Source organism: Enterobacter cloacae complex sp. FDA-CDC-AR_0132, assembly GCF_003010695.1.
GTDB classification, from domain to species: domain Bacteria; phylum Pseudomonadota; class Gammaproteobacteria; order Enterobacterales; family Enterobacteriaceae; genus Enterobacter; species Enterobacter ludwigii.
Genome location: NZ_CP027618.1, coordinates 843,847 through 859,065 on the forward strand (window position 1 = coordinate 843,847; position 15,219 = coordinate 859,065).

A 15,219-nucleotide genomic window follows, 5' to 3' on the forward strand; every position below is an offset into this window, starting at 1 on the left:
GTGTAATCCTTAACGACGCACGCCGGAGGCCGCCGCGCGTTCCAGCACCATCTGCGCGTGGTTAATAATAGGGGCATCGACCATTTTGCCGTTGAGCGACACGACGCCCAGGCCGTTACGCTCCCCCTCTTCTGCAGCTTCAATCACCCGTTTCGCGTGATCCACTTCCTGCTGGGTTGGGGCATAGGCGTTATGTAACAGGTCAATCTGACGTGGGTTAATCAGCGATTTACCGTTAAAGCCCATCTTGCGGATCAAATCGACCTCACGCAGGAAGCCGGCTTCATCGTTAACGTCCGACCACACCACGTCGAAAGCGTCGATACCCGCGGCGCGGGCGGCGTGCAGCACGGCACAGCGGGCATAAAACAGCTCAGTGCCATCCCCGCGTTCCGTCTGCATGTCCATCACATAATCAAAGGCAGCCAGCGCGATCCCGATTAAGCGCGGAGAACTGCGGGCAATGGCCACGGCGTTAATCACCCCAATCGCCGATTCAATAGCCGCCATGACGCGGGTCGAGCCCGGCTCGCGCCCGCATTCACGCTCGATACGTGCCAGATGCCCTTCCAGCTCATCGATATCCTCTGGGGTGTCGGTTTTCGGCAATCGAATCACGTCCACCCCTGCCCGCACGGCGGCTTCCAGATCCAGCAAGCCAAACGGCGTGCTCAGCGGGTTAATGCGCACCACGGTTTCGATATCCTGATACATCGGGTGCTGCAGGGCATGAAACACCAGCATGCGCGCGGTATCCTTCTCGCGCAGGGCGACGGCGTCTTCAAGGTCAAACATGATGGAGTCCGGGCGGTAGATAAATGCCGTAGAGAGCATGGCGGCGTTTGCGCCCGGCAGGAACAGCATACTGCGGCGGAGTTTGCTCATTTCAGCGCCCCCCAGTTGAGTGTCGGCTCATCGGCTGCGCGCAGGAGCGCGCTTTGCAGGCGGGCGCGGATCACACAGTCCAGCGCCCCTTTGTCTTCAACAATAATTAATCCCTGGTGCACGTTCATGGCGCGCAATGTGTCGTTAACGACCTGGCGAATATGTTCGCCAAACTGCTTAATCACTTCACTGTGGATGATAATTTCCAGCTCACCCTGAGCGGGGGCAATTTTTACCATCAGGTCGCTGGACTCCTGCGTACCGGCCAGCGCCTCCCTTACAATTTTCATGATAAATTCCTGATAGTTATGCGACTTCCGCACTCGCACGGTAATGCGTTTCGAGGTGCGCGAAGGTGGAGTCCGGGACAATCTCCCGGATCCGGGAAAACTGCTGTGTCTTGAGCAAGCGGCGGACTTCCGACGCGGAAATAGCGTTGCCGGTGACCTTGATGCGCGGCATTTCCACCACGTCAATCTGTGAGGCCAGCAGGTCGTGCAGGGTCTGGTTGTACTGACGGGTGATATCGCAAAACGGCTCCGAACCGATAAAGCGATGCGTAATACCCAGCGCCGGGGCGATGAAGTCCCGAAAGATCAGCACATCGATTTCGCTCCACGCCTGCTGCACTTTGCCGGTCTCTTTCAGGAAGTAGGCCGGGAACGTGGCGCGGGAGATGATGTACTGCGATCCTTCATGCACAATCACGTTCGGCAGATGCGCCACGCCCGCCCGTACCATCTCTAGCCGGGCGCTGAACGGGAAGAACGAGGCATCCTCGCGCACCACAAACAGATGCAGCGCATCGCACTGCCCCGCGGCCTGCTCGACCAGATGCCGGTGGCCGAGGGTAAACGGATTCGCATTCATCACGATCGCGCCAATCTTCTTCCCGGCCTTGCGCTGACACTTGAGCGCGCGGCAGTAGCGCTGGATCCCCTGCGGGGTGTTCTCCATCAGCACCGCGTTGTTCCCGCTCTGGGCAATCGGCCAGAAGCCGCTGCGGCCAAAGCGCTCCTTGTTGCACGGACGGGTGCAGAGGAAGAGGTGAAAATGGCCGCGCTCCAGCGCCGCATTTTCCACCTCTGCCAGCAACCGTGCGCTGAGGTTCTCCCCACGAAGCTGCTCGTTTACCGCCACGCACTTGATGACGTTAGCGGCAAGCCCGGCACAACCCACCAGCTGCGTGCCGGACCAGGCTTCGACAAACAGCGTGATGTCGTTGTCCAGGCCAAGGCCGCTGTCTGCCAGCAGGTAACGGATCTGGCTTAAGCGTTCCGGGTGTTTCGCCACAAGGGTGTGGCGAAAATCAATAGTGGGTTGACTGTTCATGCCGTTTTACTCAGTGTGCTGCCGCAAGCCCGGTGGCGGGCGCTTCCATGATCACATTGCTCAGATGACCGATATGCTCGATCTCCACCTCAATGCGATCGCCCTCTTTCATGAACAGCGGCGGGTTGCGCTTTTTGCCCACGCCGCCAGGGGAGCCGGTGATGATCACATCGCCCGGGCTGAGGCGGGTAAAGGTGCTGATGTATTCGATAAGCTCCGCGACCTTGTGGATCATGCTGCTGGTGTTGTCTTCCTGCACCATACGGCCGTTAAGCCAGGTGCGGATCGCCAGCTGGTGCGGGTCCGGGATCTCATCAGCCGTCGCCATCCACGGGCCAAACGCTCCGGTCTGACGCCAGTTCTTGCCCGCCGTAAACCAGGTGTGCTGCCAGTCGCGGGCGGAGCCGTCCATATAGCAGCTGTAACCCGCCACATGGCGCAACGCCTCATCACGGCTGATGTTCTCTCCGGCTTTGCCGATGATGACCGCCAGCTCTCCTTCGTAGTCGAATTCACTGGAGTGACGCGGCTTCAGCACCGGTTCGTTGTGGCCGGTCTGCGAATCCGGGAAGCGGACAAACAGCGTCGGCGCCGGGTTGTGCTGGTCAAACTCTTTGCGTTTGTCGGCGTAGTTCATACCCACGCAGAGGATTTTTTCCGGCTGCTCAATCACCGGTAAGAAGGTGATGGCATTCAGAGGGACATCCACGGCGTCGTTGAGATAACGGGTGGCCTCGGCCAGCCCGTTGCCCTGCAGCAGCGCTTTGAGGTCGCTGTAGCGGTCGCCGAGACGGCGACCTAAATCAATCACACCTTCGGCCTGAACGATGCCGTAGCTGCGTGTTCCCTGGTATAAAAAGCTTGCGAGTTTCATTGTTCTTTCCTGAAAACTTAAACGAGGAAGTTGCCCAGTATCAGCAGAGAGATGGAGACGTTAATCGCGCCGCCAATACGGGTAGCAATCTGGGCGAAGGGCATCAGGCTCATACGGTTGCCTGCGGTCAGAATCGCCACGTCACCGGTACCGCCCTGGCCGCTCTGGCAGCAGGAGACGATGGCGACATCAATCGGGTGCATGCCAATCTTTTTGCCCACGAAGAAACCGGTCGCCACCAGCGCGGAGACGGTGCTGACAATCACCAGCAGGTTGGTCAGCGTGAATGCGGCGACCAGTTCATGCCAGGGGGTAATGGCCACGCCCACGGCGAAGAGAATGGGGTAGGTTACTGACGTCTGGAAGAATTTATACACCACCTGAGAGCCTTCCAGCAGACGCGGAGAAGCACCATTGCAAAGCTTGACCAGCACCGCCATAAACAGCATGCCAACCGGCGCGGGCAGGCCAATCAGCTTGTGGCCGAGCATCCCCAGCATGTAGAGCAGAACGGCCAGTAGTGCGCCAGAAGCGATCGTGGTGACGTCTGCTTTACCGGAGAACGCAGGCTGTGCGGTGGTTTCATCTGTATTCGCACGGTTAGGCATCAGCTGGCCTTCGCCGGTCAGGTGCGGGTAACGTTTACCGAGCTGATTGAGGCAGCCGGAGATGATGATTGCCGTCAGGCCGCCGAGCATAACCATAGGCAGAACGCGACCGAGCGCCACGCCCTGGTCCATATGCAGCAGGGTGGCATAGCCGATGGAGAGTGGGATCGCCCCTTCCCCAACACCGCCCGCCATGATCGGCAGAATGATAAAGAAGAAGATCTGGAATGGCTCAAGGCCCAGCGCTATCCCTACGCCCATGCCAACAATCATGCCGACAATTTCGCCGCACAGCATCGGGAAGAAGATGCGCAGGAAGCCCTGAATCAGCACGGTGCGGTTCATGCTCATGATGCTGCCGACAATGATGCAGCAGATGTAGAGATACAGAATGTTGGTGGATTTGTAGAACTTCGTGGTGGACTCCACCACCACATCCGGCAGCAGACCGTAATAGACCAGTGCCGAAGGAATAAAGGTGGCACAAATCGCCGCCGCGCCGAGTTTACCGACAATCGGCAGGCGCTTGCCAAACTCACCGCAGGCAAAGCCGAAGAACGCGAGCGTGGCGACCATCACCACGATATCACTGGGCAGTTTGCCGCCGAGGCAATCAATGGCAATCAGCGCGCCGGCCAGGACAAACAGTGGCAGAGGGATAATTCCGATTTTCCACGTATCCATAATATGCCACCAGCGCTCTTTGAGTGATGGTCGCTGAATATCAATCGGGTCGTGGGTAACAGAGAAAGAATCGTCAGTTGTGCTCATAATAAGCCCCTTAGTTATTTTGTGCGTTCAGCTTAGAGTCACAAAGGCTTACTTTATGTGAGGGATGGCATATTAAAAGCGAAGTTTTTATGGCAGCTATGGTTTTAATGGTTTCTTTTATTTAATGTGATTCACGCCTTATTTATTGCCGTGGTTTTTATGGTTTCTTTTCTAAAACGAACAATCAAATAACATTTCTCCAGACGGCTTCAGGCGCATAGGCTATTCGGAAAATTCTTTTACAGGGCCTGCTGTGCAAGGGATCACAAGTTTTCGGCAAACCGGGTATCCGCGCGAAAAAAGATGATATATTGGCAATCTTTGCTGCTACCTCGCGTGATAGTTATGAAAGTATCGTTTCAGATTAAGCTGTTTATTTCGCTGGTCGCCTTTTTCTCAGTACTTTTTGCGTTACTGGGCGGATATTATTACGTCGATGTCGGCAAGCAGCTTTATCAGGAAATGAGCGCACGTGCCAAAATACAGGCGGAAGAGATCGCACTTATTCCCTCATTACGTGATGAGGTTGAACAAAAAGATATCAAAGCCATCCATGATTTTATGCAGAAAATTGCCGCTCACAGTGATGCCAGCTTTATTGTGATTGGGGATAATAAAGGTCTGCATCTTTTTCATTCGGTTTTTGCCGACAGAGTGGGCAAGACGCTTATCGGTGGAGACAATGAGGAGGTCCTGCAGGGAAAAAGCACCACCACCATCCGCAAAGGGGGGTTGGGTATTTCGCTGCGCAGCAAAGCGCCCATCTTCAACGATGCGGGGCAAGTGGTGGGGATTGTCTCGGTGGGTTATCTCACCAGCTACCTTGATACCATTACCGTCAGCAAAGTGGTCAATATCCTGCTGGCCGCCGTGCTGCTGCTGATCGCACTCTTTATCTTCTCCTGGTTCTTTACCCGCAGTATCAAGAAGCAGATCTTCTCCCTGGAGCCACGGGAAATCGGCCTGCTGGTGCGCCAGCAAAAGGCGATGATGGAGTCTATCTATGAAGGGGTGATCGCCATTGATGATGAGCTGCGCATCGAGGTGATCAACCAGGCGGCGCGCAAGCTGCTTGGCCTGAGCCAGCCAGCCCGTGAACTGCGCGGGCAGCTGATTAGCCAGGTTATCGACCCTGTCCCGTTCTTCTCGACGCAGACGATGCTGGCAAAAGATACCCATGATGAAATTTGCCGTTTTAACACCCTCACGGTGATTGCCAGCCGGGTGCGCATCATGCTTGAGGATTCGCTGCAGGGCTGGGTGATCACCTTCCGCGATCGGAATGAAATTGACTCGCTTAGCGCCCAGCTCAGCCAGGTTAAACGCTATGTCGATAACCTGCGCATCATGCGTCATGAGCAGTTGAACCGCATGACCACTCTGTCCGGCCTGCTGCACATGGGCCGCTATGAAGAGGCGATTGGCTATATTCAGGCGCAGTCGGAACACGCTCAGGAGCTGCTGGACTTTATCTCTTCCCGCTTCAGCTCCCCGACCCTGTGTGGCCTGCTGCTGGGTAAAGCCGCCCGCGCGCGGGAGAAAGGGGTCGAGCTCAGTTTTGACCCGGCCTGCCGGCTGGACAGGCCGTTCCCGTCGCTGGCTGAAGAAGAGCTGATCTCAATCATCGGCAACCTGCTGGATAACGCCATCGAAGCGACGCAGCGCTCACCGCTCCCCCATGCACCGGTCGAAGTGTTGATCAAACTGAGCGAGCAGGAGCTGATTATCGAAGTGGCCGACCAGGGCGTTGGCATCAAACCGGAGATCCGTGACAGGATATTTGAACGCGGCATCACCACCAAAACACGCGGCGATCACGGGATTGGCCTGTATCTGATCGAAAGCTATGTTACGCAGGCTGGCGGCGCGATAGAAATTGCCGATAACACCCCGCGCGGCGCCATTTTCTCACTGTTTATTCCCGCCCGGCGTCCCGCCCAGCAACTGGAAGATACCGACTATGCAACATGAACTTATCGACGTATTGATTGTTGAAGACGAGAACGAACTGGCGCAACTGCACGCGGAACTTATCGGTAAACATCCGCGCCTGAGGCTGGTAGGGATCGCCTCGTCTCTCGCTGCCGCCCAGGTTCAGCTTGAAAGCAAACAGCCGCAGCTTATGCTGCTGGATAACTATCTGCCGGACGGTAAAGGGATCACACTGATCAATGACCCCATGCTCACCCGCGCCAACTGTTCGGTAATTTTCATTACTGCTGCCAGCGACATGGACACCTGCAGCCAGGCCATCCGAAATGGCGCCTTTGATTACATCCTGAAGCCGGTCTCCTGGAAACGCCTCAGCCAGTCGCTTGAACGCTTTGTGCAGTTTGCCGAACAACAGCGGGTCTGGAAGATTGTCGACCAGCAGAACGTCGACTCGCTCTACCAGCTGCAGGCGAAAAACTACCGTCTGGATAACGGCAGCAAAGGCATTGAGGAGAATACGCTGGCACGGGTGCAGGCGTTGTTTAACGACAAGGCGACACACTGTTTTTCCGTCGACGAGGTCGTGCAGGAGACAGGATTAAGTAAAACCACCACCCGACGCTATCTGGAGCACTGCGTGGAGGCGGGGTTTCTGAGCGTAGAGATGTTGTACGGGAAGATTGGGCATCCGCGGAGGATGTATAAGAGAAGTGCGGTGTGAGCCCTGACCCTCTCTTTAGGGGAGAGGGCCAGTATTACGGATGACGGCGACTATGACAATACATACCCGTACAGTCGCTTAATCCCGTCGGGATCCTTTTCGCTGTAAACGCCCTGCAGTTCCGGCGAGAAACCTGGCAGCAGGTTGATGCCCTCCTCCAGCGCCAGGAAGTAACGCTGTACCGCCCCACCCCAGATTTCACCCGGCACCACGCACAGTACGCCAGGGGGATACGGCAGCGCGCCCTCGGCGGCAATGCGTCCGCCGGCATCACGGATGCGCACCAACTCCACCTTTCCGCGAATATACGCCTGATTCGCATCCTGCGGATTCATCGCCCGTTCTGGCAGACTCTCTTTACGGAACATTGCCTTCTGCAGATCTTTCACGTCAAAGCTCACGTAGAGATCGTGCATCTCCTGGCAGAGCTGGCGAAGGGTGTAATCGCGATAACGTACCGGGTATTTCTGGTAGATGGTCGGCAGGACGTCAGCAAGCGGCGTATCGTCTTCAATATGCTGTTCAAACTGACCCAGCATCGCCACCAGCTGCGCCAGCTTCTCACTGCTTTCGGCAGGCGTCAGCAGGAAGAGGATCGAGTTGAGATCGCACTTCTCCGGCACAATGCCGTTTTCACGCAGGTAGTGCGCAAGAATGGTCGCCGGAATGCCGAACTCGGTATATTCCCCGGTTTCCGCATCAATACCCGGCGTGGTCAGCAGCAGCTTGCATGGATCGACGAAATACTGCTCGCTGGCATAGCCTTCAAACCCGTGCCATTTAGCCCCCGGCTCAAAGCTGAAGAAGCGGCGCTCGCTGGCGATGGCGTGTGTGGGATGATCCTGCCACGGACGCCCGGCCACCATCGGCGGAATAAACGGTTTGATCATATGGCAGTTGGCAATGATCGCCTTACGGGCCTCAATGCCCAGCTCAACACACTCCGCCCAAAGCCGGCGCCCGCTCTCCCCTTCATGGATTTTCGCGTTCACATCGAGAGCTGCGAACAGCGGATAGAACGGACTGGTCGAGGCATGGAGCATGAACGCATTGTTGAGGCGCTTGTGCGGACAGAAACGCGCCTGGCCGCGAATGTGATTATCCTTTTTATGGATCTGCGAAGTCTGCGAGAACCCGGCCTGCTGTTTATGCACCGACTGCGTCACGAAAATGCCCGGATCGTTCTCGTTCAGATCCAGTAACAGCGGAGAGGTTTCCGCCATCATCGGAATAAACTGCTCGTAGCCCACCCAGGCCGAATCAAACAGGATGTAGTCACAAAGATGGCCGATCTTGTCGATCACCTGACGGGCGTTGTAGATCGTGCCATCGTAGGTGCCAAGCTGAATGATCGCCAGACGAAACGGGCGTTTCTCCATGGCCTTTTCCGGCGCAACTTCACGGATCTGATTTCGCAGGTACGCGTCGTCAAAGCACTGCGCGTCAATCCCGCCAATAAAACCAAACGGGTTACGCGCCGCTTCGAGATAAACCGGCGTGGCACCCGCCTGGATCAGCGCACCGTGGTGGTTGGACTTATGGTTGTTGCGATCGAACAGCACCAGGTCGCCGCGGGTCAGCAGCGCATTGGTGACCACCTTATTTGCAGCGGAGGTGCCGTTCAGCACAAAGTAGGTTTTATCAGCATTAAAGACTTTTGCTGCGAACTTCTGGGCATGCTTGGCGGAGCCTTCGTGGATCAGCAGATCGCCCAGTTTCACATCGGCATTGCACATATCGGCGCGAAATACGTTCTCACCGAAGAATTCATAGAACTGCCGTCCCGCAGGGTGTTTTTTAAAAAATGCACCGTGCTGGTGTCCCGGACAGGCAAACGTACTGTTGCCCATCGCCACGTACTGGCTCAGGGTGTCAAAAAATGGCGGCAACAGATTCTCTTCATACCGGCTGGCCGCCGTCTCCAGTTCCAGAAACTCCTGAGCTTTACCTGATATCACTGCCGTTGCGCCATCAGGAACCTCTGACGGCTCTTGCGAGTAAATAAACACCGGAAGCTGAAACCCCGTGCGTTTAAGCAATGCCAGAATGCCGCTGCAACTTTCCGCGGGGGTAATGACGACTGCCGCCACATCCGTAAAATCAGTGTTATCCAGCGTCACCTTTTCGCGGTGCGTAGACACAGTAGAGACCAGCTCGCGGCTGACGGCGATTTTCATGGTTTTCATAAGTGCAGTTACCCTCACCGAACGGTGAGACAGGAGTAGATAATATCGATACGGGTGAGCGTTCGCGCAGCGACAGACAACATCATCATTGGCGGCTCCGTACACAGGAAGGAGAAATTTCGCGCAATCATGTCACCTTTTATTTTGAGGTGCAAGAAGCAATCAGTATGTGTTAACCCGCCTAAACCTAAGCTTAACAGGCCCCTGGCGTGTCATAATCCTGCAATACCCATGATTAACTAACAGGAGTTCACGGTGGTTATCGGACCCTTTATCAATGCCGGTGCCGTATTGCTGGGCGGCGTACTTGGCGCCGTATTAAGTCAGCGGTTGCCGGAGCGTATTCGCTCTTCCATGCCCTCAATATTCGGCCTGGCCTCGTTAGGTATCGGCATTTTGCTGGTGATCAAGTGCGCCAACCTGCCGGTGATGGTGCTTGCTACCCTGCTCGGCGCGCTCATTGGCGAGTTCTGCTATCTGGAAAAGGGTATTAACAGTGCGGTCAGCAAAGCCAAAAACCTGATTGCCCACCCGGGCAAGGCGAAAAACGGCACTCACGAGTCGTTTATTCAGAACTACGTCGCGATAATTATTCTTTTTTGCGCCAGCGGCACAGGCATTTTCGGTTCAATGCAGGAAGGCATGACTGGCGACCCCAGCATATTGATTGCGAAGGCGTTTCTTGATTTCTTCACGGCCACCATTTTCGCCACGACCCTCGGCATCGCCGTCGCCGCGATTTGCGTGCCCATGCTGCTTATCCAGCTGGCCCTCGCCACCTGCGCCACGCTGATCCTTCCTCTCACCACGCCGGCGATGATGGCCGACTTCACCGCCGTCGGTGGCCTGCTGCTGCTGGCGACAGGGCTGCGGATATGCGGAATAAAGATGTTTGCGGTGGTGAATATGCTGCCCGCGTTGTTGATTGCAATGCCGCTATCCGCGCTCTGGACGCACTTTTTTGCTTAAGTTTACGACGAACTGGTGAGAGAGTGTGCAGTCCGTTACGAAAACAACAAATTTCGTTGACGGCAGAGGGCATATCAGGTTTAATGCGCCCCGTTGCCCGGATAGCTCAGTCGGTAGAGCAGGGGATTGAAAATCCCCGTGTCCTTGGTTCGATTCCGAGTCCGGGCACCACTCATTTATAACCCTCGCTTCGGCGGGGGTTTTTGCTTTCTGAGCCAACAACTTGTTGGTTCACCAGAAGTAAACACCCTTACCTCTCCCCCAACTCCACTTCCCGGTGGTACAAAATGGGCGTTATGATAAAACCCACCAAATACCGAAACGGCGCCGCTTAGTATATCCGCCAAGCAGTTCCTCAGGGGAAGGTAAGAATCGGTACAAGGTACCGTGCCAGCATCAGCCGAGGGAACAGCGTCAGCAACGTGTGATTTCTATGACGAGCACTCCCTGCATAGATAGAATCCACACGGGGTGCTACGACGGGCTTAGCAAGCCTGCATAGAAGTCTTTATACGATTAAAGAGGTTTTCAGTTTTCAGTCCTGAAAATCATCGTTTTCCAGGTAATAACGAACCGCGTAGAGAAGCTCACCACTCCCTGAGGCAGGATTATGCTCTAGCTTATTGTCAATGATCGCCTTAAAAATTGGCGCTTCAAGGAAAGTGCCGTAGTTATCTTCAAAATCCATTTCTTCGTCTTCGTTTTCAGCAATATAATAACGACCATTGACTATATCTTCTTCTGAAGAAAGGCTGAACGATGGCGAAACATACAGCCAACCTACATCAGGCAAACCATCTTTCATTTGTAGCAATTCATTAAAACCATTAATGACAATCATTTTAAACCTCCACTATTTTCTGCAGGACGTCCCGCCACCCCATTTATTACGACCACCAGTTCCATCAGGATGGTAAATTTTATGGTAGCTTTTATGATCATTAAAATTTGCTTACTAAAGTGCCGAGGGGTGTCACCATGATGCCACGCCCTCCCTTTAGGCGATAACCATTTGAATTTACGATATCTTAGCGATCGAACTTGCTCCGCTACACCGGGGTCTTTGCCTTGTCACACTCGTTCAAAATCAGAGTCCACTTTCAAATGCTTGTATGCTCTGAAGAGTCCAAAGTATGTTCATGGAACACATAGTACACCTTAAGCCTGGTTCAACCTTCCACGTGACCTAATTGAATTCTGCGAGATGGAACGCCCCCACCTCCGGTTCAAACTAACGGAACAAGTTATAATGTAGCGCACCCTCGTGGCGGGTTTTTGCTTTTGGGGTAAAGCAAAGCTAGGGATCGTTCCCATCCGAATCCAGCAGTTTATTTTTAAAGATAAACAAACAAGCCTCGTTGAAGTTCTCTGCCCCCAGCCGTTCTGAGAGCGCGGTCCGTTTACGGTAGAGGCTTTTAATCGACGTATTCAGTTCCTGTGCCACCTCTTCCATCGCCATGCCAGCCCTGAGCAACCGCAGCATAATGGCTTCATGCGTGCTCAGCCGTAAGTTCAGCAGCCACTTTGTTGTCAGACGTTTGCCCTTCATGTTGAGCACCAGGTTGAATAACGACGCCATATCGGGTGCCGTGAGCGACGTGTTCATAAACAACTTCATGCTGAGCAGATTCTCCTCGCGATGCCGCATATCGAGCATAACGCAGCAGATTGTTTTTTTCGTTCTGGCCGGATGGCGTATCAGGTAATCATATAAACGCAGCGGTGCACGGCTATCAATCAATACAGAATATTCATCTGCGCCGTTATCAAATATCTTTCTGTCAATGGAGTCCAGCAGGATTATATCCGGAAAAAATATCCTCATCCCCCTGACAAGGTAGCGATCCTGTGTCACTAACACTATTGAAGTTGCCACTAACCATCCCTTTTAGATTAAAGCAAGAACGACCCTTCGGAAAGAAGTCCGCCTTCGTTTTATAGCGCTTTTATATTAACGATAAATGTATTCTGGCTTTGATTGACCCTCAATTCGCACATTCATTGATACGTCTTCCCATAGACTATCATTCAATGGCTGCCATTAATTATAAGTAAAAAACAATCTCAGAAAAGTCACTTTTATGGATATTAAGAATTTTTGTCATGAAACTTCCCAAACATGCACCGGAAAGTACTTTAATTCACACCAATAAGGCACATTAAAAATATAAACAAATTTGTCACAATATAAATAAAAATCAATAAAATCATAATTTTACAAATATAAACTCATTTCAAAATAATCGCTCAGGACAGCTCATTACAGAATTATCTCAAAACAACCACCCTGCTTTTCAACATATTTATCTGCCAACATATCGGGTGTACATTACCAGCCACTTAGCCCTGACCATAAGGACCCATAATTACCTTTAAGTAAGTACCCCATAACGTAACTGCATTCAGATTAAACGTTCTCATTTATGGCCTTTAACCCCGTGCTTAAAGGCGGCCGTGTTATGCAATGGATTTATGATAAACAAATGGCAAATAGATATGGAAAGATCACTTCGCTTCAATACGTTATTCTTTTACCGCACTCCCGCTTTATTGTTTCTGTTATTACTTTTCCCCTTTCTGGTTCAGGCAGCAGAATCAGTATATGAACAACAGATTCAGCAGGCGCGTAACGGTAATTACGCACCTTTTCTGCAATATCTTCAGCGTTATCAGCAGCAACATGCCCTGACGCCTGAGCAGGTTGCGGACTGGTTGCAGGTGGCGTCCTGGGCGGGTCGTGATGACGACGTTATTCAGGTCTGGCTGCGTTATAAGGTCTATATGGCTCTTCCTGCCCGTGGCGTGGCTGCTGCTGCTCAGGCAAGGCGAAACCAAAAGGCGTGGCAACCTGCGTTAATGCTCTGGAAGGAGGCGTGTAACCTTGCACCGGATAACGACGATTATCGCATCGGCTACATCAAAACCCTCGCCGACGCCCGCATGGATACACTGGCTCTGCAGGAAGCCCGGCAACGGGTGGCGGAAAAGCCCTCTCTGGCTCACCTCCAGACGCTCTCTTATGTCTATTCACGCCAGGGGAAAAACCAGGAGCGGCTTTTGGCAGACATCCGCGCGTTGAATAGTGCGCCAGCGGATGACGCCCTTCGTACTGAGTTGATTGATGCGTTAACAGACAACCGGGCCGACACGCCTGCCCTGCGGCTTTCACAAACGGTGACGCTGCCCCCCGCGCAACGTCGCCGCCTGGCACTCAACGCCGCCGCCGAAATGGTACGCCTTGCCGATGTGCCTGCCCGTTCCGAAACAGAGCGTTTGCAGCTCGCGCAAGCGGCGCTGAACCGCTATGACGAACTGCTGTCCCGCTGGCAAAACGAACCTCAGGCTGCGGAGGACGTTATCCGGGCCCGTGTCGATCGGCTTGGCGCGCTTCACGCCCACGGTGATTATCCACAGGTCATCAGGGAATATCAGGCGTTAACGTCGGCTCAGCATCCCGTGCCGACCTGGGCAATTGGCTGGGTTATCTCCGCGTATCTGGAGGAGAAAAATGCCGATGCCGCCCTCTCGCTTCTCAAACGTTATCCAGACTATGCGCCGGATCCGCAGGACGACGATCATGCGCTTTTCTACGCCTGGCTGGATACCGGGCAGTATCAGGCCGCTCGCCAGTATGTTGAGAAGATAACCCGTAACACGCCCTGGACCCGCTACGATTTCGGTTCGCCAACCCCGCAACCCAACGATCAATGGCTCATCGGGCAGTCGCTCACCTTTAACTATTTGCTGATGACCAATGCCCTTCCGCAAGCCGAAAAGCTGGCGCAACGTCTGGCTGCGTCAGCGCCGGGAAATCAGGGATTACAGATTGACTACGCCACCTTACTTCAGGCGCGGGGTCTGCCGCGGGCGGCGGAGCAAAAGCTCAAAATGGCCGAGACGCTGGAGCCATCCAATATCGAGCTCGAACGGCAGCAGGCCTACGTCGCAATGGATCTGCAGGAGTGGCGACAGATGGATTTACTGGCCGATGACGTTATCGCCCGCGCGCCTGTCGACGGGAGCGCCCGACGTCTGGACAGGCTCAGAAACGTCCATCATCTGTCCGAACTGCGTCTGAACGCGGGCAAAGGACTGCACTCTGATAACCCCGTCAGCGGCACACACGATCTGAGCTGGGATGCCACGCTCTACGGTCCGCCCGTCGCGGATAACTGGCGGCTGTTTGGTGGAACCCGATTTGCGCAGGGCAATTTCGACGAAGGCAAAGGCATCAGCCGCCACCTGTTTGCCGGCGTCGAATGGCGGCCTCGCGACCTTCTGGTCGAAGCAGAACTCTCCGGCAACCATTATCACGGTGCAAACAAGCCCGGTGCTCGCCTCTCGGCGGCGTACAGCCTGAGCGATAGCTGGCAGGTGGGTGGAAACCTTGAACGTCTTTCACGCACGACGCCTTTACGGGCACTGCGTAATGGCGTCAGCGCAAACCGGGGAGAAGGCTGGGTTCGCTGGTATCAAAACGAACGCCGTGAGTACCAGTTTAACGCCTCTGCCAGCCACTTTTCCGACCATAACCGCCGCCAGGAGTTCGCCCTTACGGGTAAAGAGCGGCTGTGGCAGACACCCACCCTGACGCTGGATCTCGAACCGGGTATATCAGCGAGTACCAACACCCTGCGGGACACGCTCTATTACAACCCGGAGCGGGACCTCTCCGTAACGGCGGCCCTGTCCGTCGATCATCAGATGTACCGCCATTACGACACGCTCTGGAGCCAGCAGATCGTGTTCGGAGGTGGGGAATACTGGCAGAAAAATCAGCCTGCTGGTGCCATCGCCCTGCTGGGTTACGGGCAGCGCATTCAATGGAACAACGTCATTGATAGCGGCGTGATGCTGAACTGGGACAAGCGCCCTTTCGACGGTAAACGAGAAAGCAATCTCTCCGTCACGTTTGATGCGAATTTACGCTTTTAAGGATGA

General features: G+C 54.3%; 12 protein-coding genes and 1 tRNA gene. 5 read left to right on the forward strand and 8 right to left on the reverse strand.

Going from position 1 to position 15,219, the window contains the following annotated elements:
* Nucleotides 1-9: 9 nt before the first annotated feature.
* From citE to AM379_RS04070, 5 genes are read right to left on the reverse strand one after another with little or no spacing between them, the layout of a single operon-like run.
* Nucleotides 10-885: a citrate (pro-3S)-lyase subunit beta gene (gene citE, locus AM379_RS04050; RefSeq protein ID WP_014171585.1), complete on the reverse strand. Its 876-nt coding sequence runs from the start codon at nucleotides 883-885 to the stop codon at nucleotides 10-12.
* Nucleotides 882-1,175, reverse strand: a complete 294-nt coding sequence (gene citD / locus AM379_RS04055) for a citrate lyase acyl carrier protein (protein ID WP_020883681.1) — start codon at nucleotides 1,173-1,175, stop codon at nucleotides 882-884. The genes citE and citD overlap by 4 nt, the downstream gene beginning before the upstream one ends.
* A gap of 16 nt (nucleotides 1,176-1,191) precedes the next feature.
* Nucleotides 1,192-2,217: a [citrate (pro-3S)-lyase] ligase gene (gene citC / locus AM379_RS04060; RefSeq protein WP_014171587.1), complete on the reverse strand. Its 1,026-nt coding sequence runs from the start codon at nucleotides 2,215-2,217 to the stop codon at nucleotides 1,192-1,194.
* A gap of 10 nt (nucleotides 2,218-2,227) precedes the next feature.
* On the reverse strand, nucleotides 2,228-3,091 hold the full coding sequence (locus tag AM379_RS04065; protein ID WP_014171588.1) for a fumarylacetoacetate hydrolase family protein: 864 nt from the start codon (nucleotides 3,089-3,091) through the stop codon (nucleotides 2,228-2,230).
* Nucleotides 3,092-3,108: 17 nt separating this feature from the next.
* On the reverse strand, nucleotides 3,109-4,470 hold the full coding sequence (locus AM379_RS04070) for a 2-hydroxycarboxylate transporter family protein (RefSeq protein WP_014171589.1): 1,362 nt from the start codon (nucleotides 4,468-4,470) through the stop codon (nucleotides 3,109-3,111).
* 345 nt (nucleotides 4,471-4,815) lie between these two features.
* Between AM379_RS04070 and AM379_RS04075 the strand changes: the two genes are divergently transcribed.
* Both AM379_RS04075 and AM379_RS04080 read left to right on the forward strand, forming a co-directional pair.
* Entirely contained in the window at nucleotides 4,816-6,441 is a 1,626-nt protein-coding gene (locus AM379_RS04075; protein WP_025203246.1) for an ATP-binding protein, read from the forward strand.
* The gene (locus AM379_RS04080) at nucleotides 6,431-7,123 is read left to right on the forward strand and encodes a response regulator (protein WP_014171591.1); all 693 of its coding nucleotides are present in this window, start codon (nucleotides 6,431-6,433) and stop codon (nucleotides 7,121-7,123) included. Before AM379_RS04075 ends, AM379_RS04080 begins: the two co-directional genes overlap by 11 nt.
* A gap of 50 nt (nucleotides 7,124-7,173) precedes the next feature.
* Here AM379_RS04080 and AM379_RS04085 read toward each other — a convergent pair whose 3' ends face one another.
* Complete coding sequence (locus AM379_RS04085) at nucleotides 7,174-9,309, reverse strand: ornithine decarboxylase (protein ID WP_106503482.1); 2,136 nt, start codon at nucleotides 9,307-9,309, stop codon at nucleotides 7,174-7,176.
* A 255-nt stretch (nucleotides 9,310-9,564) separates the two neighbouring features.
* On the opposite strand from AM379_RS04085, the gene AM379_RS04090 reads away from it, so the two are divergent.
* Entirely contained in the window at nucleotides 9,565-10,278 is a 714-nt protein-coding gene (locus AM379_RS04090; RefSeq protein WP_014171594.1) for a DUF554 domain-containing protein, read from the forward strand.
* Between the two features lie 95 nt (nucleotides 10,279-10,373).
* A tRNA-Phe gene (locus tag AM379_RS04095) sits at nucleotides 10,374-10,449 on the forward strand.
* A gap of 364 nt (nucleotides 10,450-10,813) precedes the next feature.
* Here the strand turns inward: AM379_RS04095 and AM379_RS04100 are convergent.
* Both AM379_RS04100 and AM379_RS04105 read right to left on the reverse strand, forming a co-directional pair.
* Nucleotides 10,814-11,119: a DUF7716 domain-containing protein gene (locus AM379_RS04100; RefSeq protein ID WP_106503483.1), complete on the reverse strand. Its 306-nt coding sequence runs from the start codon at nucleotides 11,117-11,119 to the stop codon at nucleotides 10,814-10,816.
* Between the two features lie 456 nt (nucleotides 11,120-11,575).
* Nucleotides 11,576-12,103 carry a helix-turn-helix transcriptional regulator gene (locus tag AM379_RS04105; protein ID WP_044857798.1) on the reverse strand — a complete coding sequence of 176 codons (528 nt, stop codon included), beginning with the start codon at nucleotides 12,101-12,103 and terminating at the stop codon, nucleotides 11,576-11,578.
* Between the two features lie 671 nt (nucleotides 12,104-12,774).
* On the opposite strand from AM379_RS04105, the gene pgaA reads away from it, so the two are divergent.
* Complete coding sequence (pgaA, locus tag AM379_RS04110) at nucleotides 12,775-15,213, forward strand: poly-beta-1,6 N-acetyl-D-glucosamine export porin PgaA (RefSeq protein WP_106503484.1); 2,439 nt, start codon at nucleotides 12,775-12,777, stop codon at nucleotides 15,211-15,213.
* Nucleotides 15,214-15,219: the final 6 nt, after the last annotated feature.